General features: G+C 64.2%; 29 protein-coding genes, 2 tRNA genes and 1 pseudogene. 11 read left to right on the top strand and 21 right to left on the bottom strand.

Annotated elements, in window-relative coordinates; translation table 11 throughout:
* The first annotated feature begins 7 nt into the window (after positions 1-7).
* Together QWJ37_RS07605 and QWJ37_RS07600 are read left to right on the top strand one after the other, a co-directional pair.
* Positions 8-163 (top strand): hypothetical protein, encoded by a 156-nt coding sequence (locus QWJ37_RS07605; RefSeq protein ID WP_290244950.1) that lies wholly within the window; start codon positions 8-10, stop codon positions 161-163.
* Positions 164-190: 27 nt separating this feature from the next.
* The gene (locus tag QWJ37_RS07600) at positions 191-379 is read left to right on the top strand and encodes a hypothetical protein (RefSeq protein WP_290244949.1); all 189 of its coding nucleotides are present in this window, start codon (positions 191-193) and stop codon (positions 377-379) included.
* 8 nt (positions 380-387) lie between these two features.
* On the opposite strand, the gene QWJ37_RS07595 is transcribed toward QWJ37_RS07600, so the two are convergent.
* The 3 genes and pseudogenes from QWJ37_RS07595 to QWJ37_RS07585 all read right to left on the bottom strand — a co-directional run bounded on the left by QWJ37_RS07595 (position 388) and on the right by QWJ37_RS07585 (position 1,470).
* Positions 388-558, bottom strand: a complete 171-nt coding sequence (locus QWJ37_RS07595) for a DivIVA domain-containing protein (protein WP_227928074.1) — start codon at positions 556-558, stop codon at positions 388-390.
* A gap of 42 nt (positions 559-600) precedes the next feature.
* Positions 601-750, bottom strand: a pseudogene (locus tag QWJ37_RS07590) (DivIVA domain-containing protein); the annotation flags it as partial.
* A 279-nt stretch (positions 751-1,029) separates the two neighbouring features.
* On the bottom strand, positions 1,030-1,470 hold the full coding sequence (locus tag QWJ37_RS07585; RefSeq protein ID WP_290244948.1) for a hypothetical protein: 441 nt from the start codon (positions 1,468-1,470) through the stop codon (positions 1,030-1,032).
* 130 nt (positions 1,471-1,600) lie between these two features.
* Here QWJ37_RS07585 and QWJ37_RS07580 point away from each other — a divergent pair, with 130 nt between their 5' ends.
* Positions 1,601-2,167 carry an MOSC domain-containing protein gene (locus QWJ37_RS07580; RefSeq protein WP_290244947.1) on the top strand — a complete coding sequence of 189 codons (567 nt, stop codon included), beginning with the start codon at positions 1,601-1,603 and terminating at the stop codon, positions 2,165-2,167.
* A gap of 242 nt (positions 2,168-2,409) precedes the next feature.
* Here the strand turns inward: QWJ37_RS07580 and QWJ37_RS07575 are convergent, their stop codons facing one another.
* The gene (locus tag QWJ37_RS07575; protein WP_290244946.1) at positions 2,410-3,123 is read right to left on the bottom strand and encodes a hypothetical protein; all 714 of its coding nucleotides are present in this window, start codon (positions 3,121-3,123) and stop codon (positions 2,410-2,412) included.
* A gap of 398 nt (positions 3,124-3,521) precedes the next feature.
* On the opposite strand from QWJ37_RS07575, the gene QWJ37_RS07570 reads away from it, so the two are divergent.
* Together QWJ37_RS07570 and QWJ37_RS07565 are read left to right on the top strand one after the other, a co-directional pair.
* On the top strand, positions 3,522-4,193 hold the full coding sequence (locus QWJ37_RS07570) for a hypothetical protein (RefSeq protein ID WP_290244945.1): 672 nt from the start codon (positions 3,522-3,524) through the stop codon (positions 4,191-4,193).
* 285 nt (positions 4,194-4,478) lie between these two features.
* The gene (locus QWJ37_RS07565; RefSeq protein WP_290244944.1) at positions 4,479-4,958 is read left to right on the top strand and encodes a hypothetical protein; all 480 of its coding nucleotides are present in this window, start codon (positions 4,479-4,481) and stop codon (positions 4,956-4,958) included.
* Positions 4,959-5,201: 243 nt separating this feature from the next.
* On the opposite strand, the gene nrdF is transcribed toward QWJ37_RS07565, so the two are convergent.
* From nrdF to nrdH, 4 genes are all read right to left on the bottom strand, one after another.
* Positions 5,202-6,176: a class 1b ribonucleoside-diphosphate reductase subunit beta gene (gene nrdF, locus QWJ37_RS07560; protein WP_227901618.1), complete on the bottom strand. Its 975-nt coding sequence runs from the start codon at positions 6,174-6,176 to the stop codon at positions 5,202-5,204.
* Between the two features lie 54 nt (positions 6,177-6,230).
* Positions 6,231-8,369 (bottom strand): class 1b ribonucleoside-diphosphate reductase subunit alpha, encoded by a 2,139-nt coding sequence (gene nrdE / locus QWJ37_RS07555; protein ID WP_227901617.1) that lies wholly within the window; start codon positions 8,367-8,369, stop codon positions 6,231-6,233.
* Positions 8,366-8,860: a class Ib ribonucleoside-diphosphate reductase assembly flavoprotein NrdI gene (gene nrdI, locus QWJ37_RS07550; protein ID WP_227901967.1), complete on the bottom strand. Its 495-nt coding sequence runs from the start codon at positions 8,858-8,860 to the stop codon at positions 8,366-8,368. Before nrdI ends, nrdE begins: the two co-directional genes overlap by 4 nt.
* Before the next feature lie 111 nt (positions 8,861-8,971).
* On the bottom strand, positions 8,972-9,217 hold the full coding sequence (gene nrdH / locus QWJ37_RS07545) for a glutaredoxin-like protein NrdH (RefSeq protein WP_227901614.1): 246 nt from the start codon (positions 9,215-9,217) through the stop codon (positions 8,972-8,974).
* 440 nt (positions 9,218-9,657) lie between these two features.
* On the opposite strand from nrdH, the gene QWJ37_RS07540 reads away from it, so the two are divergent.
* From QWJ37_RS07540 to QWJ37_RS07530, 3 genes are all read left to right on the top strand, one after another.
* Positions 9,658-10,596, top strand: a complete 939-nt coding sequence (locus QWJ37_RS07540) for a LysR family transcriptional regulator (protein WP_227901613.1) — start codon at positions 9,658-9,660, stop codon at positions 10,594-10,596.
* Between the two features lie 40 nt (positions 10,597-10,636).
* A complete protein-coding gene (locus QWJ37_RS07535; RefSeq protein ID WP_290244943.1) occupies positions 10,637-11,731 on the top strand; it encodes an FUSC family protein in 1,095 nt (364 codons plus the stop codon).
* Positions 11,732-12,110: 379 nt separating this feature from the next.
* Complete coding sequence (locus tag QWJ37_RS07530; protein ID WP_290244942.1) at positions 12,111-12,467, top strand: hypothetical protein; 357 nt, start codon at positions 12,111-12,113, stop codon at positions 12,465-12,467.
* Between the two features lie 33 nt (positions 12,468-12,500).
* Here the strand turns inward: QWJ37_RS07530 and QWJ37_RS07525 are convergent, their stop codons facing one another.
* Positions 12,501-13,574: a phosphatase domain-containing protein gene (locus tag QWJ37_RS07525; protein WP_227927686.1), complete on the bottom strand. Its 1,074-nt coding sequence runs from the start codon at positions 13,572-13,574 to the stop codon at positions 12,501-12,503.
* 61 nt (positions 13,575-13,635) lie between these two features.
* On the bottom strand, positions 13,636-14,733 hold the full coding sequence (locus tag QWJ37_RS07520) for an acyl-CoA desaturase (RefSeq protein WP_290244941.1): 1,098 nt from the start codon (positions 14,731-14,733) through the stop codon (positions 13,636-13,638).
* Between the two features lie 204 nt (positions 14,734-14,937).
* Between QWJ37_RS07520 and QWJ37_RS07515 the strand changes: the two genes are divergently transcribed.
* The 3 genes from QWJ37_RS07515 to QWJ37_RS07505 all read left to right on the top strand — a co-directional run bounded on the left by QWJ37_RS07515 (position 14,938) and on the right by QWJ37_RS07505 (position 18,380).
* A complete protein-coding gene (locus tag QWJ37_RS07515; protein ID WP_290244940.1) occupies positions 14,938-16,227 on the top strand; it encodes an alanine racemase in 1,290 nt (429 codons plus the stop codon).
* Entirely contained in the window at positions 16,224-17,528 is a 1,305-nt protein-coding gene (locus tag QWJ37_RS07510) for a D-arabinono-1,4-lactone oxidase (protein ID WP_290244939.1), read from the top strand. Before QWJ37_RS07515 ends, QWJ37_RS07510 begins: the two co-directional genes overlap by 4 nt.
* Positions 17,529-17,624: 96 nt before the next feature.
* Positions 17,625-18,380, top strand: coding sequence for a lysoplasmalogenase (locus tag QWJ37_RS07505; protein ID WP_290245286.1), 756 nt, complete (start codon positions 17,625-17,627; stop codon positions 18,378-18,380).
* Between the two features lie 7 nt (positions 18,381-18,387).
* On the opposite strand, the gene QWJ37_RS07500 is transcribed toward QWJ37_RS07505, so the two are convergent.
* From QWJ37_RS07500 to QWJ37_RS07450, 11 genes are all read right to left on the bottom strand, one after another.
* Positions 18,388-19,287, bottom strand: a complete 900-nt coding sequence (locus QWJ37_RS07500) for an NUDIX domain-containing protein (RefSeq protein WP_227927682.1) — start codon at positions 19,285-19,287, stop codon at positions 18,388-18,390.
* A 67-nt stretch (positions 19,288-19,354) separates the two neighbouring features.
* Positions 19,355-20,098, bottom strand: a complete 744-nt coding sequence (locus tag QWJ37_RS07495) for an NUDIX domain-containing protein (protein WP_227927681.1) — start codon at positions 20,096-20,098, stop codon at positions 19,355-19,357.
* On the bottom strand, positions 20,098-21,204 hold the full coding sequence (locus QWJ37_RS07490; protein ID WP_290244938.1) for an AAA family ATPase: 1,107 nt from the start codon (positions 21,202-21,204) through the stop codon (positions 20,098-20,100). Before QWJ37_RS07490 ends, QWJ37_RS07495 begins: the two co-directional genes overlap by 1 nt.
* Positions 21,201-21,887, bottom strand: coding sequence for a nicotinamide riboside transporter PnuC (gene pnuC, locus QWJ37_RS07485; RefSeq protein WP_227901599.1), 687 nt, complete (start codon positions 21,885-21,887; stop codon positions 21,201-21,203). The genes QWJ37_RS07490 and pnuC overlap by 4 nt, the downstream gene beginning before the upstream one ends.
* 164 nt (positions 21,888-22,051) lie before the next feature.
* Positions 22,052-22,127: transfer RNA gene (locus QWJ37_RS07480), tRNA-Ala, on the bottom strand.
* Positions 22,128-22,197: 70 nt separating this feature from the next.
* Positions 22,198-22,273: transfer RNA gene (locus QWJ37_RS07475), tRNA-Ala, on the bottom strand.
* A 126-nt stretch (positions 22,274-22,399) separates the two neighbouring features.
* Complete coding sequence (locus QWJ37_RS07470) at positions 22,400-23,083, bottom strand: histidine phosphatase family protein (protein ID WP_290244937.1); 684 nt, start codon at positions 23,081-23,083, stop codon at positions 22,400-22,402.
* 9 nt (positions 23,084-23,092) lie between these two features.
* Positions 23,093-23,473 carry a ribosome silencing factor gene (rsfS, locus tag QWJ37_RS07465; RefSeq protein WP_227901596.1) on the bottom strand — a complete coding sequence of 127 codons (381 nt, stop codon included), beginning with the start codon at positions 23,471-23,473 and terminating at the stop codon, positions 23,093-23,095.
* A 24-nt stretch (positions 23,474-23,497) separates the two neighbouring features.
* Positions 23,498-25,006, bottom strand: coding sequence for a hypothetical protein (locus QWJ37_RS07460; RefSeq protein ID WP_227927679.1), 1,509 nt, complete (start codon positions 25,004-25,006; stop codon positions 23,498-23,500).
* Between the two features lie 24 nt (positions 25,007-25,030).
* Positions 25,031-25,696: a nicotinate-nucleotide adenylyltransferase gene (gene nadD, locus QWJ37_RS07455; protein ID WP_227901965.1), complete on the bottom strand. Its 666-nt coding sequence runs from the start codon at positions 25,694-25,696 to the stop codon at positions 25,031-25,033.
* A gap of 35 nt (positions 25,697-25,731) precedes the next feature.
* Positions 25,732-25,974, bottom strand: coding sequence for a hypothetical protein (locus tag QWJ37_RS07450; protein WP_227901593.1), 243 nt, complete (start codon positions 25,972-25,974; stop codon positions 25,732-25,734).
* Positions 25,975-26,067 lie beyond the last annotated feature (93 nt).

Genomic DNA, 26,067 nt, shown 5'->3' with positions numbered 1-26,067 from the left:
TCCATGCATGGATCCGATGCCGACCGAGAATACTTTTGACCACAGGCGCAGCTGGCACGGCGAACACGTCGGGTACATCCATGTCACCGAGGACGGAAGGTTCGTGCCCTTCGACCTCCTGCACCGCATGCGTACCGGCCCCGGGGATCTGGATGCTGCCTAAACCCTGCTCGATGATCTGGGGCTGCAGATGTTCACCGAGGACTGGTGGCTGGACGTCGACGGCGGACAACGGCTCCCCGTGCTGATCCAGGAAGTCCACCGGGACCGGATCACGGTGGCGCCCACAGCGGAAGGCGCCATTGCGAAGGCAGTCGATATGACTGCCGCCACGGTCCTCCTGCTCCCAACCGACCGGCTGCATCAGGCCGGGCGCTAGGACCGTTTTTACGGGATCACGTTGCCGGAGATCCGGGCGCGAAGCTGCTCATTTTCCGCATCCCACTGTCGAAGCCCCGCGATAATCTTCTGCAGGAAGTCGTCCACTTCGTCCTGGTCATAACCCTCCCGGAATTTTGTGGGCGAGAACTTCTGGTTAATGACCTGATCTGCGCTCATGCCCGGGTTCGCGGTGAACACCGGCTGGCTGAGCGGATTGATGATGTGCCGTTGAAGCAGCTCATTTTCTTCCTGGAGCCGGCGCAGTTCCCCGACAATCGTGTCCAGGAACCTGTCCACTTCATCCTGGTCATATCCTTCCCTGAATTTGGTCGGCTGGAACCGCTGCGCCACCACGTCCTCGGCCGTCATTGCCGAGTTGCCCTGCGCCGCTTTTTGCCCGCCCGGCTGCTTATCCGCCGCTGTCTTGGACTTTTTGACCAGTGAAAACACGAAGTAAATCAGCAGGGCAATTCCCAGAGCCCACCAAAGGATTACGGAGCCGCCGTCGTCGCTGCTTTCCTGGGCCATTGCCGCAATATTCGCCAGGAACATGATGTGCTGCCTCTCCTCGGTCTGCCAAAACAATTCGCCCTGAATTCTACCGGCAATACCGGATTCCTTTCAGCAATCCCACAGGTTTTATTTTAGCTATTCCGTGCCGCCGTTAGTGACGAACCTGCCGCCCATCGCGTCAGCAAGTTCGGAGACTTCGTTGCTGCCCGGAACTGTACCGTCGCGGCCCGGAAGGACCAGCACATGCCAATTGTTCCCTTCGGCAAAATAGCCGGGCCCGTTCTCCGCACCCTCGATCAGTTCCGTGGCCTCCATCCGGTCCGCCTCGTTGTCGTAGCGGATGATCTCGACCGTTTCAGTGCACATACGGTACTGGGGCAAATAGCCGTCAATCTCCACGGTCACAGGCTCGGCCGTGGTGGCTGGATCGCAGTCCAGGGTCTCGGCAACGGCGTCGTAGGCTTCATCAACGGAGGCGAAGGAGGACAGGGCCGGTTCCGTGGAGGAAGCAGCGGTGCAGGCAGCCAACAGGAACGCCGCAGGCAGCAGCACCAGCGCAGAAGCAGTCCTTTTCATTCCATGTCCCCCGTCCGCGGCAATTTCGCATATCCTCGCACGCTTCGGCGCGTATGCCCACCACCTTCTGCCCGCCGGCGAGGCCTGCCGGGACGGCCGGCGCACCGGAAGAAACGGATAGCGTAGAGACATGAGCTACGCGTACGACGTCGAGGTCCTGCACTTGCTCGTCTCGGGCGGACACGCCTACTTCGGCCGCGCCAAGGACGGTCCCGCCGATGTTGAGACCGCCGACGCAGATCGGGCAGAGGTAGTGGCGGGCAAGGGCATTGTGGGTGACCGGTTCTTCGGCAAGGCAGCCCACATGGACGCCGCCGTGACCCTGTTTGCCGTCGAGTCCCTGGAAGCCATCGCGGCCGATCTTGGTGCCGGCCCCTTCGATCCGCTGCTGACCCGCCGCAACGTGGTTCTTCGCGGCGCCGAACTGGTGCCGCTCATCGGACAGGACTTCACCCTGCGGACCCCCGGCGGCAGCGTGGACTTCCACGGCGGCCGGCACGCGCACCCCTGTGCATGGATGGATACCGTCCTGGCTCCCGGCGCACACAAGGCGATGCGGGGCCGGGGCGGGCTGCGCTGCCGGCCCGTCAGCAGCGGCCTGCTGCAGCGGGGACCTGCGGTGCTGATCAGCCCGGTCCCGCTGGACCCTGCCCGGGCGGGAGAACCCACGCTGCTGCGCCCCGGCCGGCTGCCCTAGGTGCCCTCCTGGTTGACCCTGTTTCCCAGTGAAAACGTCGGGTAGGTGAAGGATTCCCATTCCGGCTTAGGTGGTCATTTTTCTCCGACACTGGAGCAGATGGGCCCCCGACCCACGGACACCAATCCCCCGAGGCCGCAAAGACCGCAGCCCTGAACCTTCATCCTGTATAGGGTCTGGCGACCACCGAGGAAGCCGCACCGCCCATCGTCAAGGACAACCTTGAAGGCAAGCCGTTCAGGCTAGAAGTCGTCCACCCAGTTCTGTTGTGCGACCTCAGTGAGGACCTGGTACTCCATCGGTGCGGACCATGAGTCGACCAGCCAGACGCCGTCCTGGCCCTGCGTCATCCACGCTTCATCGACGCTGTAGTGCACCATACCGAGATAACCTTTGGTGTTGGTGAAGTAGGTGCGGTACTCCATCCCGCTGACTTTCACCCACGCCACCCCGCTGGCATCGGACTTATACGAGAGGGTCATCGGCGCCTGGGCTGAATGGGCGAGGGTGAATCCGTTATCGTCTGCGGTCATGTGCTCGCGGTGCGATGGCTCGTCAAGGAGGATGTTGGCGAAGTTCCCTGTGGACCAAAAACGAACATAGCCCGGGATCAGCTGCCGTCCGTCATCACCCACGTACGAGCCCTGGATCGCTCCGGCGAATTCCCCCCACATACGCTCAGTCATTAGCGGCTGCATCACCGGTGCCACAGTTTCAACATCACCGGGCTCCACATTGCGGCTCCCCTTCTGAAGGTCGGGGAAGCTGTGCGCTGTCGCCAGGAAGTCGCCCACCGCGGCAGTCACTTCATCGGCGACGTGGTCTGGGAGCACCTCCATGCTGGGATCCAGGGTGACCGGGGTCGCTTCGATGCCCCGGACCTCACTGGGCACCTCATAGATGCGGCCGTCTTCCTCGGATGCTGACTCGGAGACGGACGGTACAGGCGAACTCATGGCGCTTTCCTCTGCGACAGGAGCTGCCTCCGACGTGTCCGCGGCACAGCCTGTCATTAGCAGCGCGGCCAGTCCAAGCGAAGCGGTCAGCGTCTTCGAAGTGTTCTTCATTCAATATCCCCCATTTATGAAGGGCCGCTTTCCGGCCCGCCCCGAGCCTAGCGGGAACGCGCTACCGGAGCACATATGTCAGCCCGTCATATGAGATTCCGCATTACTTGGCCATATCCCGAGATAGATGGCCAGCCTCCTGATGACGAGGAGGTAATCGCTGATCGGACGCGAAGCCCGGCAACGAGGGCGCCGGTAATAAGGCCGGTGGGCAGGTCCAGCAGAGGAAAGACAGGCGAACGCGTTAGGATGGCGCCCACGCCGAAAAATTACACAATGGGGGAAGCATGATTTCGGAAAGCCAATTCTCGACACTTATGACAGAGGACGTCTTCGGCAAAATCGAAGCTCCCGACTGGCTTGTCTCAGAACCGGGCGGCCCTTTCAGCCAGCACGCGAGCTGGGCCGTCTGGAGCAAGCGCACTGATGTAGGCCCCGTAAAGGCATCCCAGGACATGACGGTGGTGGAATCCTACGACGCCCTCAAGGACATCATCCATAACAACGTCATCCTGCTTGGCTTCAACAGCGGGACGCACGCACCCGGTGCGGGCGCCGGACAGCCCTGGGCAAACTTCCACTGCGGCAGCCGTGACTACCTGACGGCCTACGGCACTGCGGGAACACCCTTGGAGGGCGCCTACATCACCGACTTTTACAAGGGACTTCCAACCAGAAACTCGAAGGAGCTTAAAGACAAGCTCAAGGCGGGCGGTCCGGAATACGAAGCCGGTATCAACAAGCTGATGACGGCTGTCTTTGATCGGGAAATGGAGATCATCGGCGCCGCTCCCGAAGTCCCCGTTATTTGCCTCGGTTTCGATACCTACCAGGCATTCAGCAAGGCGTTCGGCGACAGCCGACCGGCTTTCCGTGCACCCCACGCCGGCCATGTTGCGCTCAACAAAGCGGCCTTTGCCGACGAAATGCGCCCGGTCATCGCTGCCGCCGGCCTGTAGATCCCACTGCAACCCAGGCCGCCGAAGGGAAACGGAACTCTGCACAGGCGTCCGCCCCATCGCCCCGCCCCGCCCCGCCCGGAGCCTTCTGGGACCGAGCGGGGCGGTCGTGCGTCTAGGCACACCCGGGAGATGCCCCTGGTTCAGGCTCGTCGCCTGGGCATCCGAATCCCGCCGCGTTTCATTGACTGTGCCGCACACATGTAGACACAAAGAGCAGCCGCGACTGCAAGCGCTGAATATTCAGAGTCTCCAGAAACATCAATATTCTAGGGCTGGCACTCCTTGAGGGAATCCAGCATCGCCTTTATTGAGTCCCCGCACCGGAAGATTGCATTGAAAACCTTCACTAAGTTCCTACTCCTCATCGCCACGGTCAGCGCTGTGATTACTGTCGCTATACTTTTCTCCGATCAAACCCGCGCGGTTGATGAACGGCTCCCTGTCCCCGCAGAGTTCGCCACCTCGGAGCACAGGGTCAGGGAAGTCGCACCAGACAGCGAAAGGAAGAGAGATTGGGAGTACGAGGATTCTTCAGGCAATAGCATAAAAATGTCGAAATGTGATGATTCCGGCTTTTTCTCGTCGTCCAAGACCTGCTTTGTAACTGAAGATAAAATGGTGTGGTTCGAATATATAGACACCAGAGGCCAATCCCAGGAAGTAATCACTTACGACGGAGTTGAGTACAAGGCAGAATGTATCCGGAACGGCAGTTTCTGGGACTGGAATGTCAAAATGTACTGCGGATCAGAGCCTCGCTGAATCTCCCCTCCCGCGGTGGTGGACACTGGGCCTGGCCGTCACCCGGCAGCTCCGAGACGGCCGCGATGATCACCGCCCCCCCCCGGCCGCCGGGCTTCAGTAAGTTGCCTGACACTGGCCAACTAACTTGTCAGCTCATAGTAAAAACCCGCGGCACCGGACCTTTCGATCCGGTGCCGCGGGTTTTTACTGCGGATTTTTTAGTTCTTCAGCAGCCAACCACCCGGGTGCTGAAAAACGGAACTAGAAGTCCCAGTCGTCGTCTTCCGTATTCACGGCCTTGCCGATCACGTAGGAGGAACCGGAGCCGGAGAAGAAGTCGTGGTTCTCGTCGGCGTTCGGGGACAGGGCGGAAAGGATGGCCGGGTTCACGTCCGTCAGGGTGGACGGGAACATGGCCTCGTAGCCCAGGTTCATCAGCGCCTTGTTGGCGTTGTAGTGCAGGAACTTCTTGACGTCCTCGGCCAGGCCGACGCCGTCGTACAGATCGTGCGTGTACTGGACTTCGTTTTCGTACAGCTCGAAGAGCAGCTCGTACGTGTAGTCCTTCAGTTCCTGGCGGCGTTCCTCCGGCAGGGTCTCCAGTCCACGCTGGAACTTGTAGCCGATGTAGTAGCCGTGCACAGCCTCGTCACGGATGATCAGGCGGATCAGGTCTGCCGTGTTTGTCAGCTTGGCCCGGGAGGACCAGTACATCGGCAGGTAAAAGCCGGAGTAGAACAGGAAGGACTCCAGCAGGGTGGAGGCAATCTTGCGCTTCAGGGGATCATCACCGCGGTAGTACTCGGTGACAATCTGCGCCTTCTTCTGCAGGTTCTCGTTCTCGGTGGACCAGCGGAACGCCTCGTCAATCTCCTTGGTGGAAGCCAGGGTGGAGAAGATCGAGGAGTAGCTCTTGGCGTGCACGGACTCCATGAACGCGATGTTCGTGTAGACCGCTTCCTCGTGCGGGGTGAGCGCATCGGGGATCAGCGACACGGCGCCAACCGTGGCCTGGACGGTGTCCAGCAGCGTCAGTCCGGTGAACACGCGCATGGTCAGCTGCTGCTCTTCCGGGGTGAGCGTGTTCCAGGACTGGACGTCGTTGGACAGCGGCACCTTCTCGGGCAGCCAGAAGTTGTTGACCAGACGGTTCCAGACTTCTACGTCTTTCTCGTCCTGGATGCGGTTCCAGTTGATCGCCTGCACGTGGTCGATCAGCTTCAGCTTCTCGGTCATGACTGTTTCCTTGTCTTCAAAAGTTCCGGGGAGGGAGTGCGGTTGGTGCAGGCCTTACAGCATGCAGGAAACGCAGCCCTCAACCTCGGTGCCTTCCAGGGCGAGCTGGCGCAGGCGGATGTAGTAGATGGTCTTGATGCCCTTGCGCCAGGCGTAGATCTGCGCCTTGTTGATGTCGCGGGTGGTGGCGGTGTCCTTGAAGAACAACGTCAGGGACAGGCCCTGGTCCACGTGCTGCGTGGCAGCGGCGTAGGTGTCGATGATCTTCTCGTAGCCGATTTCGTAGGCATCCTGGTAGTACTCCAGGTTGTCATTGGTCAGGTACGGGGCCGGGTAGTAGACACGTCCCAGCTTGCCTTCCTTGCGGATCTCGATCTTCGACGCCACCGGGTGGATGGAGGAGGTGGAGTTGTTGATGTAGGAGATCGAGCCGGTGGGCGGCACGGCCTGCAGGTTCTGGTTGTAGATGCCGTGGGCCATCACCGAATCCCGCAGCTCGGCCCAGTCAGCCTGGGTCGGGATCTTCACGCCGGCGAACAGTTCGCGCACCCGCTCGGTCTGCGGTACCCATTCGGAGTTGATGTACTTCTCAAAGTACTCACCCGTGGCGTACTTGGACCGCTCAAAGCCGGCGAACTTGCGGCCGGTCTCGATGGAGAGCAGGTTTGAGGCCCGCACGGCGTGGTAGACCACCGTGTAGAAGTAGATGTTGGTGAAGTCGATGCCCTCTTCGGAACCGTAGTGGACCCGCTCGCGGGCCAGATAGCCGTGCAGGTTCATCTGGCCCAGGCCAATGGCGTGGGACTGGTCATTGCCCTTGGCAATGGACGGAACGGAGCCGATGTGGCTCATGTCCGAGACAGCGGTCAGCGCACGGATGGCCGTTTCAATGGTCCGGCCGAAGTCCGGGGAGTCCATGGTCTTGGCGATGTTCAGCGAGCCAAGGTTGCAGGAGATGTCCTTGCCGGTCTCGTCGTAGGACAGGTCATCCTTGTACGTGGTGGGCTCGGAGACCTGGAGGATTTCCGAGCACAGGTTGGACATGATGATCTTGCCGTCGATCGGGTTGGCACGGTTTACCGTGTCCTCGAACATGATGTACGGGTAGCCGGACTCGAACTGGATCTCGGCAAGGGTCTGGAAGAACTCGCGGGCACGGATCTTGGTCTTCTTGATCCGGGCGTCGTCCACCATCTCGTAGTACTTCTCGGTGACCGAGATGTCGGAGAACGGCATGCCGTAGACCTTCTCGACGTCGTACGGGGAGAACAGGTACATGTCCTCGTCGCGCTTGGCCAGTTCGAAGGTGATGTCCGGAACGACGACGCCGAGGGAGAGGGTCTTGATGCGGATCTTCTCGTCCGCGTTCTCACGCTTGGTGTCCAGGAACCGGTTGATGTCCGGGTGGTGGGCGTGCAGGTACACGGCACCGGCGCCCTGGCGGGCACCGAGCTGGTTGGCGTAGGAGAAGCTGTCTTCGAGGAGCTTCATCACGGGGATCACGCCGGAGGACTGGTTCTCGATCTGCTTGATCGGCGCGCCGACCTCGCGGATGTTGGTCAGCGCGAAGGCGACGCCGCCGCCGCGCTTGGAGAGCTGCAGTGCGGAGTTGATGGAGCGGCCAATGGACTCCATGTTGTCTTCGATGCGCAGCAGGAAGCAGGAGACCAGCTCGCCGCGCTGGGCCTTGCCGGCGTTCAGGAAGGTGGGGGTGGCGGGCTGGAAGCGGCCCTCGATGATTTCATCCACCATCTGCACGGCCAGCTTCTCGTCGCCGCGGGCCAGGTGCAGGGCAACCATGCACACGCGGTCCTCGTAGCGCTCCAGGTAACGCTTGCCGTCGAAGGTCTTCAGCGTGTAGGAGGTGTAGAACTTGAACGCGCCCAGGAAGGTCTCGAAACGGAACTTCTTCTTGTAGGCACGCTGGTATAGGTCCTTGATGAAGTTCATGGAGTACTGGTCGAGCGTTTCGCGCTCGTAGTACTCATTCTTCACCAGGTATTCCAGCTTCTCTTCCAGGTCGTGGAAGAACACCGTGTTGTTGTTAACGTGCTGGAGGAAGTACTGGCGCGCAGCAGCGCGGTCGGCGTCGAACTGGATCTCGCCGTTCTTGCCGTACAGGTTCAGCATGGCGTTGAGCTCGTGATAGCCCAGGTCCTTGTAAGCCTCGGGGAGCTCCTTGGAGGCTGTCATGCCGGCTTCTGCGACTGATGTGTCCAAAACTTTTCCAATCCTTCGTTAACCTTGGCGACGTCCTCGGACGTGCCCATGAGTTCAAATCGATACAGCACGGGGACCTGGCATTTCACGGCGATGATGTCCGCCGCGAGGCAATAGGAGTCCCCGAAGTTTGTGTTGCCCGCCCCAATCACTCCCCGGATCAAGGAGCGGTTGTGCTCGTTGTTCAGGAACTTGATGACCTGTTTGGGCACGGCGCCCTTGGCCGCGGCCCCCGGCTGTGCCGCGGTTCCCCCGTAGGTGGGGAGCAACAGCACATAGGGCCGGCGGGCCAGCAGGGTGGGCCGGGGAGTGTGGAGCGGGAGCTGGGCCGCGGGGACCCCGAGCTTTTGTACAAAGCGTCGGGTGTACCCGGAGGCCGATGAGAAGTAAATCAGGGACGCGTCCGTTTCCGGGTGCCTCTCTTCTGCGGATGCCTCTGCCGGAATGCCGGCCTGGTCTGCCATCCCCAGTGTCATGGTTGCTGCGCTCCTGACGGGTTCTGCGCGGGTGGTGCGTGGTGCGGTGATGCGAGGTGCTGCTAAGGGAAACCGTGGGCCGGAGGGCCCGTGGGATTCTTAGGCGACGGAGGAGACCTGCGCCTGGGCCAGCTCTTCGATCTTGTCGGGACGGAAGCCGGACCAGGAGTCCTGCTCGGTGACGACAACGGGGGCCTGCATGTAGCCCATGGAACGGACGCGCTCAAGGGCCTCGGGGTCCTGGGACATGTCCACGCTCTGGTACACAATGCCCTTCTTGTCGAGGGCGCGGTAGGTGGCGTTGCACTGAACGCAGGCGGGCTTGGTGTAAACCGTAACGGTCATGGTCTGGTCTCCCCTAGTGAAGCTGTGAAAGCTGTTCTGTTGCTGGGTTTTGGTTGCTGGTTGTAGCCGGGTGAAGTCTGTTGCTGCGGTGATGCGGGAGCTTTCTGTGAAGCTCGAAGTCTGTTCCTAGATACTACATCCAGTTACCTGCCCAGACACTACATCTAGTGCGCACCTCTAGGGGGAACCCCCACATGATGTATTACAAGTATGTCATTACAGGGGGTCTTCGTCCACAGTTTGTGCACAGGGATTACCGCGGTATTCGTGAGGTTTACGCGGTTCCGGCAGGGTTCTCCACAGCCTGTGCAGAACCGAATGCACATGTGACGAGATCGGCAAGATGCTTGCGTGTCGCGTACCGTGGGCGTGTCGCCTCTAGTACCCCCGAACACTAGATATTGTGGTCGACGCCCCGGGGCAACGAAGAAGGAGCTGGCATGGTGAACCCGATCCATTTGAAGACCCTCCTTGAGGTGCTCCGTACCGGCTCCTTCGCCGCCGCAGCCCTGCGCCTGGGGTACACCGCCTCCGCCGTGTCGCAGCAGATGTCCGCCCTCGAGCGGGACACGGGCACCCAACTGTTTGTCCGCTCTGCCCGCACGGCCTCCCCCACTGAGGCCGCCGTTGTGATGGCCCGGCACGCCGCGAAGGTGCTGACGGACATGGACGCACTTCTGGCCGCAGCTGCGCGGACCGGCCAGGACACCGGACACGAACTGCGGTTGGGTATTTTTCCCAGCCTCGCCACGTTCGCCCTGCCGGAGCTGCTCTCCTCCCCCGGCTGGCAGGAGCTGGGCATCAGCCTGAAGCTCTCCGTTGCCGAGCCCGCCCAAACCATCCAGGGACTGCGCACCGGCGGGGACCTGGACGTCGCACTGGTGTACCAGGTGGGTCAGGGTGGTCTGGCCTGGCCGTCCACGATCAGCCGCCAGTGGCTCGGGGATGACAATTTCAGGGTGGTGCTGCCGGAGTCCTGGGGAATCCGCGACGGCGCGGAAGTCACTGCCGAGCAGCTCGCCGGCATGCCCTGGATCATGCATCATCCCGGCACGCCGGATGCACTGGTGATTGAGCGGCTGTTTGCCAGCTGCAGCCTGCACCCCCGGGTCTCTGCATGGTGCGATGACTTCAACGCCAGCCTGGCCATGGCCGCGGCAGGCCTGGGCGCGGCCCTGGTGCCGGAACTGGCCATGCTGAACCGGCCCGCGGGGACGGTGGTGCTGGACGTGCCGGAGATCCGGCTGGCCCGCAGCATTTTCGCCCTGCTTATTCACGAACAGAACGTCCAGGTGCGCCTGTTCCTGGACCGGCTGGCGGATGTTTTGGGCAGCCGGAGCATTGTGCCGCTGCCCACATCCGGCAGCAGGGACGGCTGAAAAATCGTCGTCCCGGCACCGCCGGGGCAATACTGGCCTAATGACCACCGGCGAACAGTCCCTCTACAAACGGTCATTCAGTGCCGTCACCAACCGGGTCACCGGCTTCCTGCGCTACACGCGCCTTCAGCTCGCACTGAAGGCTGCCATCGCCGTCGGCATTGCCTGGACCCTGGCCCCGCACGTCCCCGGGGTGGCATCACAGTACCCGTACTACGCACCGCTGGGCGCGCTGGTGAGCATGTATCCCACCGTCTTCGGTTCCCTGCGGACCGGCCTGCAGACCCTGGCCGGTCTCGTGGTCGGCATGGCCCTGGCCCTGGGCGCGCTGCTCTTCGGTGCCCCGAATGTCCTGACCATTTCCCTGATTGTGGGACTCGGCGTCCTGCTGGCTGGCCTGCCCCATCTGGGCGCCTCGGGCCGGGATTACGTGCCTGTTGCCGCCCTGTTTGTACTGGTATTGGGCGGTGATGATCCGGACGGGTATTCCTTCGGCTATATGGTGCAGATGCTGGTCGGAGTCATCGTCGGGCTGGTCGTCAACGCCACCGTGTTCCCGCCGCTGCACCTGAACGGCGTCGTGAACGGACTCGTGGCCCTGCGCCAGTCCCTCTCCAAACAGCTGCGGGACATGGGCAGCGCCCTGGGGGAAACCTGGCCGCCTGAGCATGAGGAATGGTCCCGCCGAGAAAGCGAGCTGGACGGGCTTACCGGCGAGGTCCGGGAGGCCGTGGAACTGGCTGACAGCAGCCGCCACGGAAATATCCGCAGCCGCAAGTACCGGCGCGACTTCGACGCCGACTACCGGGCCCTGCGGGCGATGGAACGCGCAACGGCACACGTTAAGGACATGACAGACGTGCTCACGGACGCCATCTGGCGCAACCCGGAGAACGTGGCAGTCCCGGCGCCGCTGGCCGAGCCGCTGGCCAGGGCCGTGGCGGCGTGCGCTGAAGCCGTGGAGGTTTGGGATCCGGAAAGCGACGAGCACGCGGCGGCCACCGAGTCCCTGGTCGAGCTGGTGCGCCTGGTGAACACCTCGGGTTCCGCTGACAGTCCGGTAGATGCCACCGCGGCAATGGCCATGGACCTTCGCCGCATCCTGCGCACCGTTAGTACGGTGGCCGAACAGTAGTTGCGGGACATCGGGAACAATTCTTTCCACTGTCTGAATCCCGCAGCAGCGCTGGGAAGGGCGGCCCTCATGGAACCCTGTACCCGCAGGCAACGGTTGACACTTTTCCGCACAGTGGCAGACTCGCACTACATAGTGGAAAGTTGACGCACCATCCGTTGGGGTCGGCCGCCCGTGAATCCGGGCAGACATTTATGGTGGGCCTCCCGAGTACAGGGGGAACCAAATGCCAGCGAAAATGCACAGGAGTACCGGCACGATATTCGCCGCCATGGCGGTGGCCGTCATGGCCGCCTCCGGATGTTCCGGAACGGAGACAGGCACCGGTTCCACGGACACCGCCGCCGCTGAAGTCCCGGTGACAGAGCAAACCCGATCGGTGAGCGGTACGCCTGCCGCTGCACCCCGGGACAGGGGCCCGCTCGTCACGCGGATCAAGACCAACGACGACGGCGCGCCCGGCTCCATGACGGTCGAAGGACTCACCACGGATTCGGAGGCCCTCGAGTTCGAGGTGGCCTGCGACCGGGAGGACACCATCAGGGTAGAGGTTGCGCGGATCGGTTTTGTGCAGATGACCTGCCCCATGACCGAGGGACTGACCCATACCACCACCATGGACATCAGCGGCTTGGAACAGGACATAACGACGGGTGAGCGTGAACTGCAGATCACGGCCACCGGGACCGAAGGCACGGTTTGGGAAGTAGCGGTCACCAAGGCGGACCGGGCCTGACTCCGCGGCGGACCCGCGGCGCGGCCCCTCCCCCTATTCGGCCTCGGTGAGCAGGCCCAGCTCGGCCAGCTGCCGTGACATTCCCGCCCCGTCAGGTGCATAGATCCACGGCACGTCAACCGGTGTCTGGCCGGGACGGCCCGTCCGGCCGCCAGCCAGGACGGCTTCGCCGGCGGAGAGCTGGCGGATGGCAATAGCACGCACCTTGTCGGGGTGTTCCTGCGCGAAGGCCGCATAGATCTCTTCATCATGCTGGCCGTCGTCGCCGATCAGAAGCCACTGGATGTCCGGGAATTCCTCCGTCAGGCGGGCCAGCTGGGTGCGCTTGTGCGCCTGGCCGCTGCGGAACCAGCGGTCGGTGGTGGGGCCCCAGTCGGTGAGCAGCAGGGGGCCGGCAGGGTAAAGGTTCCGCGTGATGAAACGGGTCAGTGTTGCTGCCACGTTCCATGCTCCGGTGGAGAGGTAAAAGACCGGGCCTACCGGATTCTGGCGGGCGAGCCTGTCCATCATCACGGCCATGCCGGGGGTGGGGGTACGTGCGTGTTCATCCAGCACAAAGGTGTTCCAGGCTGCCAGCATCGGCCGCGGCAGGGCGGTGACCATGATGGTGTCGTCAATGTCTGAAACCACACCCACCCTGGCCGCAGGATCCACCACATAGACCGGGGCCACCGTTTCTTCCCCGTCCTCGGAATGCAGGGTCACGGTGGTCCAGCCGGGCTCCATCTGCGCTGGCAGGCGAACATCAATCACGCCGCCGCGGTCCGCGGTGACTACGTGCTTGCTGTCCCCCACCTGAACAGTGATGGTGGCCTTGTTGACCGGGGGGCTGATGAAGTTGCGCCAGCCGCGGATCCCGTCGGCAATGGCCTTGGACGCCAGTGATTTTTCGTTTCCGCGGAAGTATCCGGGCTTGGCCAGGACGACGCGGCCCAGCACCCGCACCCAGGTGGTGGAACCGTACCCGGTGAACGGCAGGACAGTCTGAACGTCTCCCCGCTTTCGGGCATGTTCCTCACGCCACGCATGCAGGGAATCCTCCAGACGCATACCGAGGTGGGCAACCGGGGTTTTCCCGGCGGGACGGTCCGTCGTGTTGTGTGCCATTTTCCCAGTCTGTCAGAAACGGGCGGCCGCCGTTTCCGGCGGCCGCATCGGCTTCCCTGCGTTAGACCCGGTATTTCGTTGTCACCGGGCAGTCGAACGGATCGCGGGCCGCAAGGCCCACCTTGTTCAGATACTTCACCACAATCCCGTAGGACTGCAGCAGGGTGGTTTCCGTATAGGGGATGGAGTGCTTGGCGCAGTGTTCCTTGACCAGTTCGCTGGCCCGGGCCAGGTGCGGCCGGGGCATGCTGGGGAAGAGGTGGTGCTCCACCTGGTAGTTCAGCCCGCCCATCAGGGTGTTCATGCCGCGGCCCACGATGTTGCGTGAGGTCAGCACCTGCCGGCTGAGGAAGTCCACCTTGGAGTCCTTCGGAATGATCGGCATGCCCTTGTGGTTCGGGGCAAAGGAAGCGCCCATGTACACGCCGAACACTGCCATCTGGACACCGATAAACGCGAACGCCATGCCCACGGGAAGGAAGAAGAAGACAGCTGCCAGGTAGAGGCTCAGCCGCAGCAGGACAACGGTGATTTCCCAGGCCCGGCCCTTGACCGCGTTCTTGGAAAACAGGTGCCGGATGGAGGTGACGTGCAGGTTGATGCCTTCAAACATCAGAATCGGAAAGAACAGCCATCCCTGCCGGCGGGCAAACCATGCCATAAAACCCTTTTGCCGCGCGGCCTGTTCCGGCAGGAAGGAGATGGTGTCCATCTCGATGTCCGGGTCCTTGCCCACGGTGTTCGGGTTGGCGTGGTGCCTGCTGTGCTTGTTCATCCACCACTGGTAGCTGATGCCCACCACTGCGTTGGCCAGGAAGCGGCCCGCCCGGTCATTTGCCGGACCGGATTCGAACACCTGGCGGTGCGAAGCCTCGTGCGAAATGAAAGCAAGCTGGGTCAGCAGCACCCCCAGTGCGGCGGCGATCAGCAGCTGGAACCAGCTTTCCCCGATAAAGAATGATCCCGTTGCAGCGGCAATAAGTCCGGCGAACAGGAATGCGGCGGTGGTGATGTAGAAAGACCGCCGGCGCTTCAGCAGGCCCTCGTCACGGACGGCCTTAAGCAGTCCGGAGTAGGTGCTGGTGATACTGGCCCGGCGGGGCTTCTTTTCCCTCGGCTCTTCATTTACGGGTGCAGTGGGGGGTGCGGTTATGCTCATTCGGCCTTCTGGTCGTCTGCGACTTCCCAGCCGAGGTGGTGAACGGATTCGTTCTGTAGATGTGACCACCCTAACCCGGAATGCTGGTATTTCGCTGTGACCGTTCCGTAATCTGTCCGCCGTATTGACTCCCGGGGCGTCCGCGCGCCTGTCTCCGCACCGCTGGACACCGCGTTTAGGCTGTTCCAAAACGGAGGAGGGAACATGGCCGGCAACGTCAGCGGCGGAAGCCGGAAAGGCGGACTGCAGTTCTTTCCGCAGTCCGCACAGGAAAGCAGCAGTGCCCCGCCCCGCCCCTGGCTGAATCCCGCGGCGTACTGGCCTTCCCTGTCCGATGCGACAGCCGGGCTTCCGGCGCCCGTGGCAGTGCTGGGCATGGAGGCCCTGCGCTTCAACGCGGCTGACCTGGTTCGGCGTGCCGACGGCGTCCCGCTGAGGATCGCCAGCAAATCACTGCGTGTCCGCGGCATTATTGAGTCCCTGCTCCGGGCTCCGGGGTTCCGCGGCGTTTTCGCTTACACACTGGCGGAGGCCTTATGGCTGGCGGAGTCCTGTGCTGACGTCCTGGTGGGCTATCCCAGCACCGACCGTGCGTCCCTGAGCCGCCTGCTGGGTGACGACCGGCTCGCTGCACGGGTGACCCTGATGGTGGATGAGGAATCCCAGTTGGACCTGGTGGATTCCCTGGCTCCCCCCGGCCGGCGCGCGCCTGTGCGGATCTGCCTGGATGTGGACGCGTCCTGGCAGGCGCCGGTCCTGGGTTTTATTGGAACCCGCCGCTCTCCCCTGCACCGTCCGGACGACGCCGTGGGGCTGGGCGCCCGGATAGCCGCCCGCCCGGGGTTTCAACTGGTGGGCCTGATGATGTACGAAGCGCAGGTCGCCGGCGTGGGCGATGCCGTTCCCGGCGCCCGGGCGGGAAATGCCCTGATGCGCCGCATCCAGTCCCGGTCCATGGCGGAGCTCCGCGCGCGGCGGGGCAGGATTGCCCGGGAGCTGCGGAACCTGGCGGATCTTGAATTCGTCAACGGCGGCGGCACCGGCTCCGTGGAGGCAACCCGCGAAGATGCCTCCGTGACCGAGATCACCGCGGGGTCCGGCCTTTTTGCCGGGCACCTCTTTGATACCTACCGTTCCTTCTCCCCCGCCCCCGCGGCGGCCTTCGCGTTCGACGTCGTGCGCCGGCCCGCACCGGATACCGCCACCATACTGGGCGGAGGGTGGATCGGTTCCGGACCCCCGGGAGCATCCCGCGTCCCGCAGCCTGTCTGGCCGCCGGGACTGAGCCTGCTGCCGCGGGAAGGAGCCGGTGAAGTGCAGACCCCTTTGCGCGGCGGTGAAGCACGTCGGCTGCGCCCCGGGGACCGGGTCTGGTTCCGCCACCCCAAGAGCGGTGAGCCGGCCGAACACGTCAATGAATACCATCTGGTGGAGTCCGGGGAGGTAGTCGGAGTGCTGCCCACCTACCGTGGCGAAGGGAAGGCGTTCCTGTGAGCGTGGATAACGTGTGGCGGAACTGGGGGCGGAACGTCACCGCTGTACCGCTGCGGAGCGAACGTCCCGCCGGAATGGCAGATCTGCAACGCAGCGTGGCCCGGGCGTCAGCTGCCGGACTGAGGGTGAAGGCGGTGGGCGCCGGACACAGCTTTACGGCTGCTGCCGCCACCGACGGAGTCCAGCTGAACCTGGACGGCCTGCAGGGGCTGGTCAGTGCAGACACCGAAACGGGCAGGGTACGGCTGCTGGCCGGCACCCGGCTGTACCAGGTCCCGGCGCTGCTGGCACCCTATGGGCTGGCCATGCCCAATCTCGGGGATATCGACCGGCAGTCACTCGCCGGCGCCATCTCCACCGGCACTCACGGTACCGGTGCGGCGTTCGGCGGGCTCTCAACGCAGGTCCGCGGCCTGACCCTGGTCCAGCCTGACGGCGGGCTTCTGGACCTGACCCACGATGATCCGCTGCTTCCGGCCGCCGCACTGGGCTTGGGTGCGCTCGGGGTGATTGCCGATGTGACCCTTCAATGTGTACCTGCCTTTGTCCTCCGCGCCGAAGAACGGTCCGAACCGCTGGGGGAGGTCCTAGCCGGACTCACGGACCGGGTGAAGGCGGCGGATCATTTCGAGTTCTACTGGTTTCCCCACACAGACCGCGCCGCCACTAAAACCAATACCCGCCTGCCGGGCACGGCACAGCGCAGGCCGCTGTCCCCTGCGGGGCGGTGGCTGGACGAGACCGTACTGTCCAACACCGTCTTCCGTGCCACCTGCGCCGCAGGCCGGGCAGCGCCGGCAGTCATTCCGGCAGTGAACCGCGCAGCCGCCCGGATGCTGGGTGGCCGGGAGTACGCTGACGCCTCTGAGCGGGTATTTGCGCAGCGGCGCACGGTGCGGTTTCGGGAAATGGAGTACGCCCTGCCTGCGGCACGGCTGGAGTCCGCCTTCACGGCCCTGCGACAGCTGGTCCGGAAGCGCCGGTGGCGGATTTCGTTTCCGGTGGAAGTGCGTTGGGCGGCGGCCGACGGACTCTGGCTATCCACTGCCCACGGACGGGACACCGCCTACATTGCCGTACACCGGTATTACCGGGAGGAGTACCGGGACTACTTCGACGCCGTCGAAGAGGTGATGCTGGCACACGGCGGGCGGCCCCACTGGGGGAAGCTGCATACCCTTACCGCGGCGGACCTGGCCGGCCGGTATCCGCACTTCACGGATTTCCTGGCGGTTCGGGACCGGTTGGATCCGGACCGGGTTTTTGCCAACGCCTATCTCGACCGGGTGCTGGGGCCATGACGACGCAGCATGCGGCTCCACTCCGCCTGCCCGTTATCCAGCCGGCCGCACCCTAGGATGGGGGCAGCCCGAGCCAAAGGAACCTTCGTGACATCAATGCCCGCCCATGATCGGACCCCTTCCCTCCCCCGGAGATGGTGGTGGGGCTTCGTGCCCTTTATTGCGCTCTCCGTGATCCATGTGGGTGCCAGGTTCGCCGGTGCTGCCGACATAGCGGATCCGACAAAGCTGACCCTGATGCCGCTGCTGGCGATCGCCGCAGTCTGGGCATTCCGGGGAGCCGGTCCCCGGACCGGGCGCTCCCTCACGGTGCCGGCAGTGCTGCTGCTGGCAGCCCTGCTGTTCTCCTGGTTCGGTGACGGGGCAGCAACCCTGTTTCCCTTTGCACCGGAACTGCCGGTAATGCTGGCATCCTTTGGGATCGCCCATATCTGCTACATCTGGCTCATGGCCCGATACATCGCGGACCGTCCCTTTCCCCGCTGGGCACTGGTATTTCCACTGTGGTGGATAGCCATGCTGGTGGCGCTGTGGCCGGCCCTCGGCTCCCTCGCCCCGGCGGTGGCAGCGTACGGAATTGTGCTGGCCGGAACGGCGGCGACGGCGGCCCGCTGCGGCAAGGCAGTGGCTTCGGGCGGTCTGCTGTTCCTGGCCTCGGACACCATCCTCTCCTTCCGGATCTTTATGCCGGAGGCCATGCCGGACTGGACAAGCGGCATGGTGATGCTGACGTACTGCGCCGGACAGGGCCTGCTCGTAGCGGGAATTGCACTGCACCGTACTTCGCCCCGCACCGCGGAGGGGAAGCAGGCCGGTCTGGCAGCGCGGCCGGCGAGGCCGCTGGCATCCTAACCGGCCGCTAATACCCAAGCCGTTCACGGAACAGACCGGCACTCATGACCGAAGCGCCCGCCCGGCGGCTGCGTTCGGCCAGTTCCCGGTCACTGGTGGCCACCGTGACACGGTGTCCGCTCCCGGCCAGCTGATTGGCCAGGAGAGCGACGGCGTCGTCCCCGGATCCGTCCGCCCGGACCAGGCGGAGCGGCGGTTCCGGTTCGGCGACCGCGCGGGCCGCCCCTTCCACAACAACCACGAACCCGGGAAACCAGAGCCCTTCCGGCAGATCAAGCACCGGACCCGGCATCCCGCGCGCCTGCAGGTCCCCGACCGCGGCCAGCAGCCGGGCAGCGGCACCTGCACGGTCTTTCCACCATCCGTCAGGGACGGAGCCGATAACGTTGGCTGCGTCCACCACTACCACCGGCCGGATCTGGAGCAGTGCGGCAAGACGCGGCCAGGAGCGCGCGAACGCAGGGTGCAGGGGGAAGGACTCCACCTCCCCCACCGGCACCCACTCCAGCGCCAGGCTCTCGGGATCGCTGATGACCGGCTCGAAGGCCTGCACCACGTCCCCCAGCAGGGTGGAATACGTCCAGACACCAAGGTCCAGGACGCTCATCATCCGCGGACGGATCGACGCCTGCGGTACCCCTGCCTCCTCCGCGGCTTCACGCAGGGCAGCGGCCTGCGCCGATTCATTCCGGTGCCTGGCTCCCCCGGGCAGCGCCCAGGTCCCGCCGTGGTGGCTCCAGCCCGCCCGGTGCTGGAGCAGGATTCCGCGCTGCGGATCAAAAGCGAGGAGCCCCGCCGCACCGAACCGGCCCCAGTAACGCCGGCCATCCGGCGCCGTCGTCCAGGCGTCTCCTGAATCGCGCGGCGGCCGGCCCGCTCCGCCCGGCGCAGAAGGTCCAGTACTCATGCGCCCAGCCTGCCATAACCGGCCGGAAACAGCTGCCGCGCAGCCCCGCCCGGACAGCGGGCTGCGCCTAGTCCCTTCGTGCGGGCCGGACCAGGGGCGGGCTCAGGTGCTCGTCCGCAACCGTGTAGACGGTGGCCGGTGCACCCTTGGCCCGGCCGGCCTTACGGCCCGTATCGTGCAGCGCGCCCGCCATTTTCCGGGTGAAGTTCCCGGGATCAAGCCGGGGAACGTTCCACACGGCCTGATAGACACGGCGCAGCTGATTCAGCGTGAATTCCTCCGGGAGCAGCTTTGCACCGGTAAGTGTGTACTCGATTTTGCCCGCGAGCCGTTCAACGGCAGCCGTGAGGATGTCCCGGTGGTCGAAGGCCGGCTTCTCATTGGCCAGGACGTCGTACGCCGGCATCCACTGCGCCGTTGCGGTCCCTGTGCCGGCGCTCAGGACCGGCAGTGCCCTGCCGTCGGTTTCCAGCAGCGCCAGGTGCGCCACAGATACCACGCGCATGCGCGGGTCCCGCCGGGGGGAGCTGAAGGTCGCGAGCTGCTCAACGTGGGCGCGGTGCTCCCCCAGCTCCAGGCCGGTCTTTTCCCGCAGCACACGCCAGGCTGCCTCGAGGGCGTCCTCCTCCGGTCCCACAAAGCCACCGGGCAGGGCCAGGGCCCCCTCCCAGGGCCGGTCGCGGCGGCGCACCATTGCCGTGTACAGCGTTCCGGCCGAGACGGCGAAAACCACCAGGTCCGCTGCCAGGGCAACCGACGGGTAGGCCCGCGGGTCATAGTCCCTGAGGAAGCGGTATTCATCGTCAGACATCAGACTCCTGCCAGTACCGTGCGCGTGGCCCAGGGCGGGGACGAAAAGCGGAACCGGTCCTCGATGATCAGATCAGTGATCCGGGTGGCCGTGGCCAGGCGTTCGGCGTGGTCCCCCGACATCAGGATCCATGAGTGTCCGGCCGTGGTGAGCTCTTCCTTGAACCACTCCGTCATCTCTTCCCGGGGGTGCCCGGCTTCCCGCCACCCGTCGTCCTCGAAGGCAACGCCGTCGTGGTCCGTAACGAGGTAGAGATCGCGTCGGGGCAATTGCTCGACGGCGCGGTAGGACCCGTAGCTCTGTTCACCGATGTAGACGCGTTCGAAGAGTGCGGTGGTGATGACGTCGGTGTCGGCTATGACCAGGGGGCACCGGGCCGCTGCATCGTTTTCCAGCTGATTCTGCCGTTCACCGATGTGGGCAAAGTCCGCGGCGGTCCAGATCATGTCGGAGAGCGCGGACCCCGGACTGGCAGCCTGCGCCGCAGCGAACTTCTCGTAGGTGTACTGCCGGCCGTATTCCGGAACGTCGGCAAGCTCCGGATAGCGGGAGCGGTAGTGCGCTGTCAGGGCACGGGCAAGGGTGGTGGTGCCGGTGGACTGTGCGCCCACCACAATGATCCGGACGGCCAGATCCTGCCGGGCCGCTTCAATAATGTTGGGCCAGGTAGCGGCAAGGTCATCGCGGCACAGAGTGCCACTGACCGGGTGGGTCACGCGGGAAGGATCCACCGGCACATGGGCCGCACCGAAGTCGCCGGCGAGCTGCCAGCCGTACTCCTCCGAGCTGAAGACCGCGTCCACTGAGGTGATGCCATGCATCTTCAGGGCCAGGCGGAGCGACTCGTTGTGGGCCTTCCACATGGCCGCCGAGGAATAGTCCACGGGGGCATCATTGGGCATGCCGACGACGCTGACGTTCCCCTGCCCGAATTCCGCGGTAAGCCACTTCACCCGGTCCTCCAAGGTGATGCTTTCAAACCGGCTGCCCAGCACTACCACTGCCAGCCGGTCCGACTGCTCCGCTGCACGGGCGATCAGGTGCCGGTGGCCGGCGTGGGGCGGGTAGAACTTGCCGATGATGACGCCCTGGCCATAGCGGTTCATGCCGGGACCTTTCCTGCCGCGGCGGCGGGGGCCGCAGCATTGCGTGTGCGCTTCCAATCAACGAGCCCGTAGATACAGAGGGCCAGGAATCCCATGTACAGGATTGCGGTGAGGTTCAGGCCCCGGGAGAAGTACAGCGGAATGCTGACCAGATCAATGACAATCCAGGCGTACCAGTGCTGGAAAATCTTCCGGGCCTGTCCGTAGGTGGCCAGGAGCGATGCGGCAAGGACAAAGGCATCAGGCCAGGGAACCTCGGAGTCGGTTCCATGGGTGAGGATCATGGCTATGGCCACCGTGGCCAGGGCTACGGCCCCCACCCCGCACGCAAGCTCCCTGGGGCCTGCGTCCCGGATCGGCAGGTCCCCGGTGGAGTTGGTCTCCCTGGCTCCGCGGACCCAGTTGTACCACCCATATACGGAGACGGCTGCGAACACAGCCTGCAGCAGGGTCTCCCCGTAGAGGCCGGCCCCGAAGAACAGGATCATAAAGGCTACGTTGTTGATGATGCCGATTGGCCAGTTCCATGCCCGCTGCCGGGCGACGCCGTAGACACAGGCCGCACCGGTAACAAACCCGATAACTTCTATCCAGCTGACGGGCGCTCCGAGCAGATCTGCTGCCGGGGCATTCATCCAGTCCAGTATTGCGTCCATGGCGTCCACGTCCTTATTTATTGTCACTATGACAATTAGTAGCCTAGACCGGCTGGACAGGAAGGGATAGGCCCCAGGTGAACCGGATCTGTGACCTCAGCCACCATCCGGACCAGCGGCCGCGCATGGGGCCGGGGCATTCCGGCAATAAAAAAGCCCCGCCCGAAGGCGAGGCACTTTCCATGAATATTTGGTGGAGCTGAGGGGACTCGAACCCCTGACCCCCTGCATGCCATGCAGGTGCGCTACCAGCTGCGCCACAGCCCCAAATATTTCAGTGTTGTAGTAATCCAGAGGATTTCTTTCCACCGCAAACCCTTCGGTTTCCCGAAGGTTTTGGTGGAGCTGAGGGGACTCGAACCCCTGACCCCCTGCATGCCATGCAGGTGCGCTACCAGCTGCGCCACAGCCCCAAAACTTGAGTTGTTCGCCTCACTTTTCCGGTGACCGGGGCGAAGCAACTCCTCTACCTTAGTACAAATCGGCAGGAGCGCAAAATCCAGCCCGGGCCCGGTTTAACGGGCCGTGCGGCGGGGTTTTCAGCCCTCTACCGGTCCGGTGGGGAGGGAGTCCAGGCCCACGTTGTGCTGGGTCAGATGCCAGGCCGGACGGCCATGCCGGTCCGGGGATTCCTGCAGCACTGACCAGTGACAGTTGGAGACACCGGAGATGACTGCCCAGGATTCAGTGGGCAGCCCGAGCAGGGCACAGATCCCCGCGCGGATCGCTCCTCCGTGGCTCACGGCCACCAGGGTTCCACCGGCCGGCACGTCCTGCACGGCCTCGTTCACCGCTTCTGCAACGCGCATGCCGACGTCGACACGTGTTTCGCCGCCGCCGGCGCGGACGCTGCCGACACCGGCAGACCAAGCTGCCAGCATCGCAGCGTCCTGCTCGGCTATTTGGGCGAAGGTTTTCCCTTCCCACTGCCCGGCGTAGGTCTCCCGCAGCCGTTTGTCCTGAACTACCGCCGGTGCCGTATGCGCGGCCAGGGCCAGGGCCGTGTTCAGGGCACGTCCCAGGTCGGAGGAGATGATGGCATCGGGCTGCAGATGCCGCAGCACCTGCGCGGCGTGGGCCGCCTGCCTTTCACCGCCCGCGTCCAGGGCAATGTCCTGCTGGCCCTGGAACCGTCCCACCCGGTTCCACTCGGTACGCCCGTGCCGCCAGAACACCAGCCGGCGGGAAGCGGACCCGGGATCCCAGGGGGCAGGGGCACTCATGCTCTGTGCTTACTCGCCGCCCGCAGGGGCGTCTTCCAGCTGAAGGTCAACTGCCGGGCAGTCCTTCCACAGGCGCTCCAGTGCGTAAAACACCCGGTCCTCCTCATGCTGGACGTGCACTACAACAGTTGCGTAGTCCAGGAGCACCCAGCGGCCCTCGCTGCGTCCTTCGCGGCGGACCGGCTTGAGGTCCATCTTGGACAGTTCCTCTTCGATGCCGTCAACGATGGAGTTGACCTGGCGTTCGTTCGAGGCTGACGCGATGAGGAAAACGTCGGTGATGGCAAGCCGTTCACTGACGTCGATAGCAACAATGTCATCGGCAATCTTGGCAGACGCCGCTTTGGCCGCCGCCCGTGCAATGGCGATGGATGATTCGGTGGCGCTCAAAGTGGTTCTCCTTGGTGTAATCGGTCAGCCGCCAAGGCCGCCGACGATCATTAGTACTCCGACGATCAGGGCAAGTGTGCCCAGACCTGCAACACCGAAAACGGCAAAACGCAGTTTCCGGGTACGGCCGAGTCCGGCCGTCATAACATCAAGTGGGTCCAGGCCGAAGGCGTTGCGGGCACCGACGGGCCGTGCGGCCTCTTCGGACGCCAGGGGCGGATTCACCAGCGCATCGGCGCGGGCCAGTATCCGGGAATGCCGCACATCCGCGGCGTCCGCAGTGCGGCGCGGGGCGCCCGCAGGCTGCCTGGTCGGCGCCTTGCCCGGGACCACGGGAAGGGACCGCGCCGGCGGGGCATCCGCCTTGGGAGTGGATGACGTCACAATCGGCACATGGGAGGTGGGCGGTGCCTTCATGACGGGATGTTCCATCCCGGGCACCTTCACAAACTCCAGCGGTGTGACCATGGCCAGATTGTGCGCCGTCGACGGATCGTTGGAGGAAGGCCTGCGCTCCTCGTTTTCCCGGGAGAGTTTCTGCATGGCCTCCGTGCGGCGGTTCAGGACCTTTGCACGCTCAGCCAGGGCTTTCTGCTGCGCCAGCAGTTCAAGGTCAACCGCGTGCGGATCATCCGCCTGCATGGCTTCCATGGCGGCGATCTGGTTACGGGCCTGGCCCTCGAGTGCCTCGCGGGCGGCCAGTGCCTGCTCAACGGTCATGCCGGCAATGTCGGCGTTGGGATCACCGGCGGTCTCACCACCCGCGGCACCCTTGGCCGGCTTGGCGGTTCCGGGCCGGCCCTTGCCTTCCCGGGCTGAGCGGGTCTGGGCTTCAGGGGTCTGAGCTTCGGGGGTCTGGGCTTCAGGGGTCTGGGCTTCGGCGGTTGGCGCCGCCGGGCTTTCCGTTTCGGGGCCGTCCGCTGCCGGGGCAGCAGAACCCGCACCGGCATTACGGGCCCGACGCCGGGACTCGACTCCGTGCGCCGGCTTCCCGGGGGTCTTCGGCGAGTCGGTCTTCTCCCCGGCATGCACGGGCTTTGCCGATACAGCCTCTTGCGCTGAACCACCGCGGGCGGATGCATCGGGTCCGGTTTCAGCCCTGGTCCGGCCCTCGGAAGCCTGTTCCCTGGCAGCATCGGCAGCCGGCTGGCGGCGGCGTTCACGGCGCAGGGGCGCCGCGTCAGCGGAGGTAGCAGCGGCCGCCGGTTTCGACGGTTCCGGGACGGAGGTCGCTTCCGGAACCGGTGCTACGGCGTCATTCCCGCCCAGCGCCGCCGGTGCTGAAGACCTGGTGTTCGCCGCTGCAGCCCGCTGCTGCTGCTGCAGCCGAAGCTGGCGGCGGGTGGGAGGAGCGGTTCCGGAGTCACTGCGTTCCGGCGTTTCGGCCAGCGCCTTGTAGGCACGCAGTGCTTCCCGGTCGCGGGCACGCTGCTGGGATTCACGTTCCCGCGGGCCCGCCGGCGAATCCACCGGTGCGTCAGCCGCCCTACGGCTGCGCCTCGGCGCTTCTGCAGACTCTGGACCGTTAGTCATTTCCTACCCATCCGGTATGTGTGTTTACGCTACTGGTTCTGTTTTGGTTTCCACGTGGTTTGCCGCCTGGCCGGCGGGGGCATAGAGCCGGTGCTTAGCGATGTACTGAACCACGCCGTCCGGTACCAGGTACCAGACCGGCTTCCCCTCAGCCACCCGCCGTCGGCAATCCGTGGAGGAGATGGCCATGGCCGGCACCTCCATCAGCGAGACATCCTCGCGGCCGACGTCTTCAAGCACATGCCCGGGACGGGTTACACCTACAAAATGCGCCAGGGACCATAGTTCCTGGATGTCCTTCCAGGACAGGATCTGGGCCATGGCATCGGCTCCGGTGATAAAGAACAGTTCGGCATCCGGCCGGGCCGCCTTTAAGTCACGCAGCGTATCGATTGTGTAGGTGGGGCCGGGCCTGTCGATGTCCACCCGGCTGACCGTGAAGCGTGGATTGGAGGCAGTGGCTACCACCGTCATGAGGTACCGGTGCTCAGCAGGGCTGACCTGCTGGGCGGCCGGCTTGTGCCACGGTTCCCCCGTGGGCACAAAAACGACTTCGTCCAAGTTGAACATGGACGCCACTTCGCTGGCCGCTACCAGGTGGCCGTGATGGATCGGGTCAAAGGTTCCACCCATCACGCCCAGGCGAACCCTGGGTGTACCGTTCCTATCGGTGCTCTGCGGTTCACCCATGGGGAAGAACGCCTCCGCTGACTCCACGTGTCAGGTCAGTCCTGAATGGCCTGGCCGTGATCGTGCTTGTTGGGGAACTGCCGCTGCGGATCTACGTGCTCTGCCTCTGCCTCATGCCGGTTGCCGACGTTGGTGAAGGACACCGTGATCAGCATCATCAGCAGGAACGCCGCGAAGATCACTCCGCCGTAGACGTACGGTGACGCCGGCAGTTCGACGTGGTGTTCCTCGGCCATTTCCGCAGCAGTAAGCACGGCGCCCGTAAGCTGGATCAGCATGTATCTCCCCTAGAGAGCAGTAGTCGCCGGGTAGCCGGCGGGGTCGGTTTCTAAGTCAATGGTACGCGTAACGCGCTGCACATCGCAGCCGGA

It is taken from the genome of Arthrobacter sp. YD2, from assembly GCF_030410475.1.
In the GTDB taxonomy this organism is placed as follows: Bacteria; Actinomycetota; Actinomycetes; order Actinomycetales; family Micrococcaceae; genus Arthrobacter_B; species Arthrobacter_B zhangbolii.
This window is presented reverse-complemented; position numbering and strand designations above follow the sequence as displayed.

Coding starts and splice junctions, on each gene's coding strand:
- QWJ37_RS07520 (WP_290244941.1), bottom strand. CDS start 14,733: ATGAGCATAACCGCACCCCCCACTGCACCCGTAAATGAAGAGCCGAGG.
- QWJ37_RS07500 (WP_227927682.1), bottom strand. CDS start 19,287: ATGAGTACTGGACCTTCTGCGCCGGGCGGAGCGGGCCGGCCGCCGCGC.
- QWJ37_RS07525 (WP_227927686.1), bottom strand. CDS start 13,574: ATGGCACACAACACGACGGACCGTCCCGCCGGGAAAACCCCGGTTGCC.
- nrdI (WP_227901967.1), bottom strand. CDS start 8,860: ATGGCAGACCAGGCCGGCATTCCGGCAGAGGCATCCGCAGAAGAGAGG.
- QWJ37_RS07580 (WP_290244947.1), top strand. CDS start 1,601: ATGAGCTACGCGTACGACGTCGAGGTCCTGCACTTGCTCGTCTCGGGC.
- nrdE (WP_227901617.1), bottom strand. CDS start 8,369: ATGACAGCCTCCAAGGAGCTCCCCGAGGCTTACAAGGACCTGGGCTAT.
- QWJ37_RS07515 (WP_290244940.1), top strand. CDS start 14,938: ATGGCCGGCAACGTCAGCGGCGGAAGCCGGAAAGGCGGACTGCAGTTC.
- QWJ37_RS07460 (WP_227927679.1), bottom strand. CDS start 25,006: ATGACTAACGGTCCAGAGTCTGCAGAAGCGCCGAGGCGCAGCCGTAGG.
- QWJ37_RS07540 (WP_227901613.1), top strand. CDS start 9,658: ATGGTGAACCCGATCCATTTGAAGACCCTCCTTGAGGTGCTCCGTACC.
- nrdF (WP_227901618.1), bottom strand. CDS start 6,176: ATGACCGAGAAGCTGAAGCTGATCGACCACGTGCAGGCGATCAACTGG.
- QWJ37_RS07470 (WP_290244937.1), bottom strand. CDS start 23,083: ATGAGTGCCCCTGCCCCCTGGGATCCCGGGTCCGCTTCCCGCCGGCTG.
- nrdH (WP_227901614.1), bottom strand. CDS start 9,217: ATGACCGTTACGGTTTACACCAAGCCCGCCTGCGTTCAGTGCAACGCC.
- nadD (WP_227901965.1), bottom strand. CDS start 25,696: ATGGGTGAACCGCAGAGCACCGATAGGAACGGTACACCCAGGGTTCGC.
- QWJ37_RS07505 (WP_290245286.1), top strand. CDS start 17,625: ATGCCCGCCCATGATCGGACCCCTTCCCTCCCCCGGAGATGGTGGTGG.
- QWJ37_RS07535 (WP_290244943.1), top strand. CDS start 10,637: ATGACCACCGGCGAACAGTCCCTCTACAAACGGTCATTCAGTGCCGTC.
- QWJ37_RS07450 (WP_227901593.1), bottom strand. CDS start 25,974: ATGCTGATCCAGCTTACGGGCGCCGTGCTTACTGCTGCGGAAATGGCC.
- QWJ37_RS07575 (WP_290244946.1), bottom strand. CDS start 3,123: ATGAGTTCGCCTGTACCGTCCGTCTCCGAGTCAGCATCCGAGGAAGAC.
- QWJ37_RS07585 (WP_290244948.1), bottom strand. CDS start 1,470: ATGAAAAGGACTGCTTCTGCGCTGGTGCTGCTGCCTGCGGCGTTCCTG.
- QWJ37_RS07595 (WP_227928074.1), bottom strand. CDS start 558: ATGAGCGCAGATCAGGTCATTAACCAGAAGTTCTCGCCCACAAAATTC.
- QWJ37_RS07605 (WP_290244950.1), top strand. CDS start 8: ATGGATCCGATGCCGACCGAGAATACTTTTGACCACAGGCGCAGCTGG.
- QWJ37_RS07600 (WP_290244949.1), top strand. CDS start 191: ATGTTCACCGAGGACTGGTGGCTGGACGTCGACGGCGGACAACGGCTC.
- QWJ37_RS07495 (WP_227927681.1), bottom strand. CDS start 20,098: ATGTCTGACGATGAATACCGCTTCCTCAGGGACTATGACCCGCGGGCC.
- QWJ37_RS07490 (WP_290244938.1), bottom strand. CDS start 21,204: ATGAACCGCTATGGCCAGGGCGTCATCATCGGCAAGTTCTACCCGCCC.
- QWJ37_RS07570 (WP_290244945.1), top strand. CDS start 3,522: ATGATTTCGGAAAGCCAATTCTCGACACTTATGACAGAGGACGTCTTC.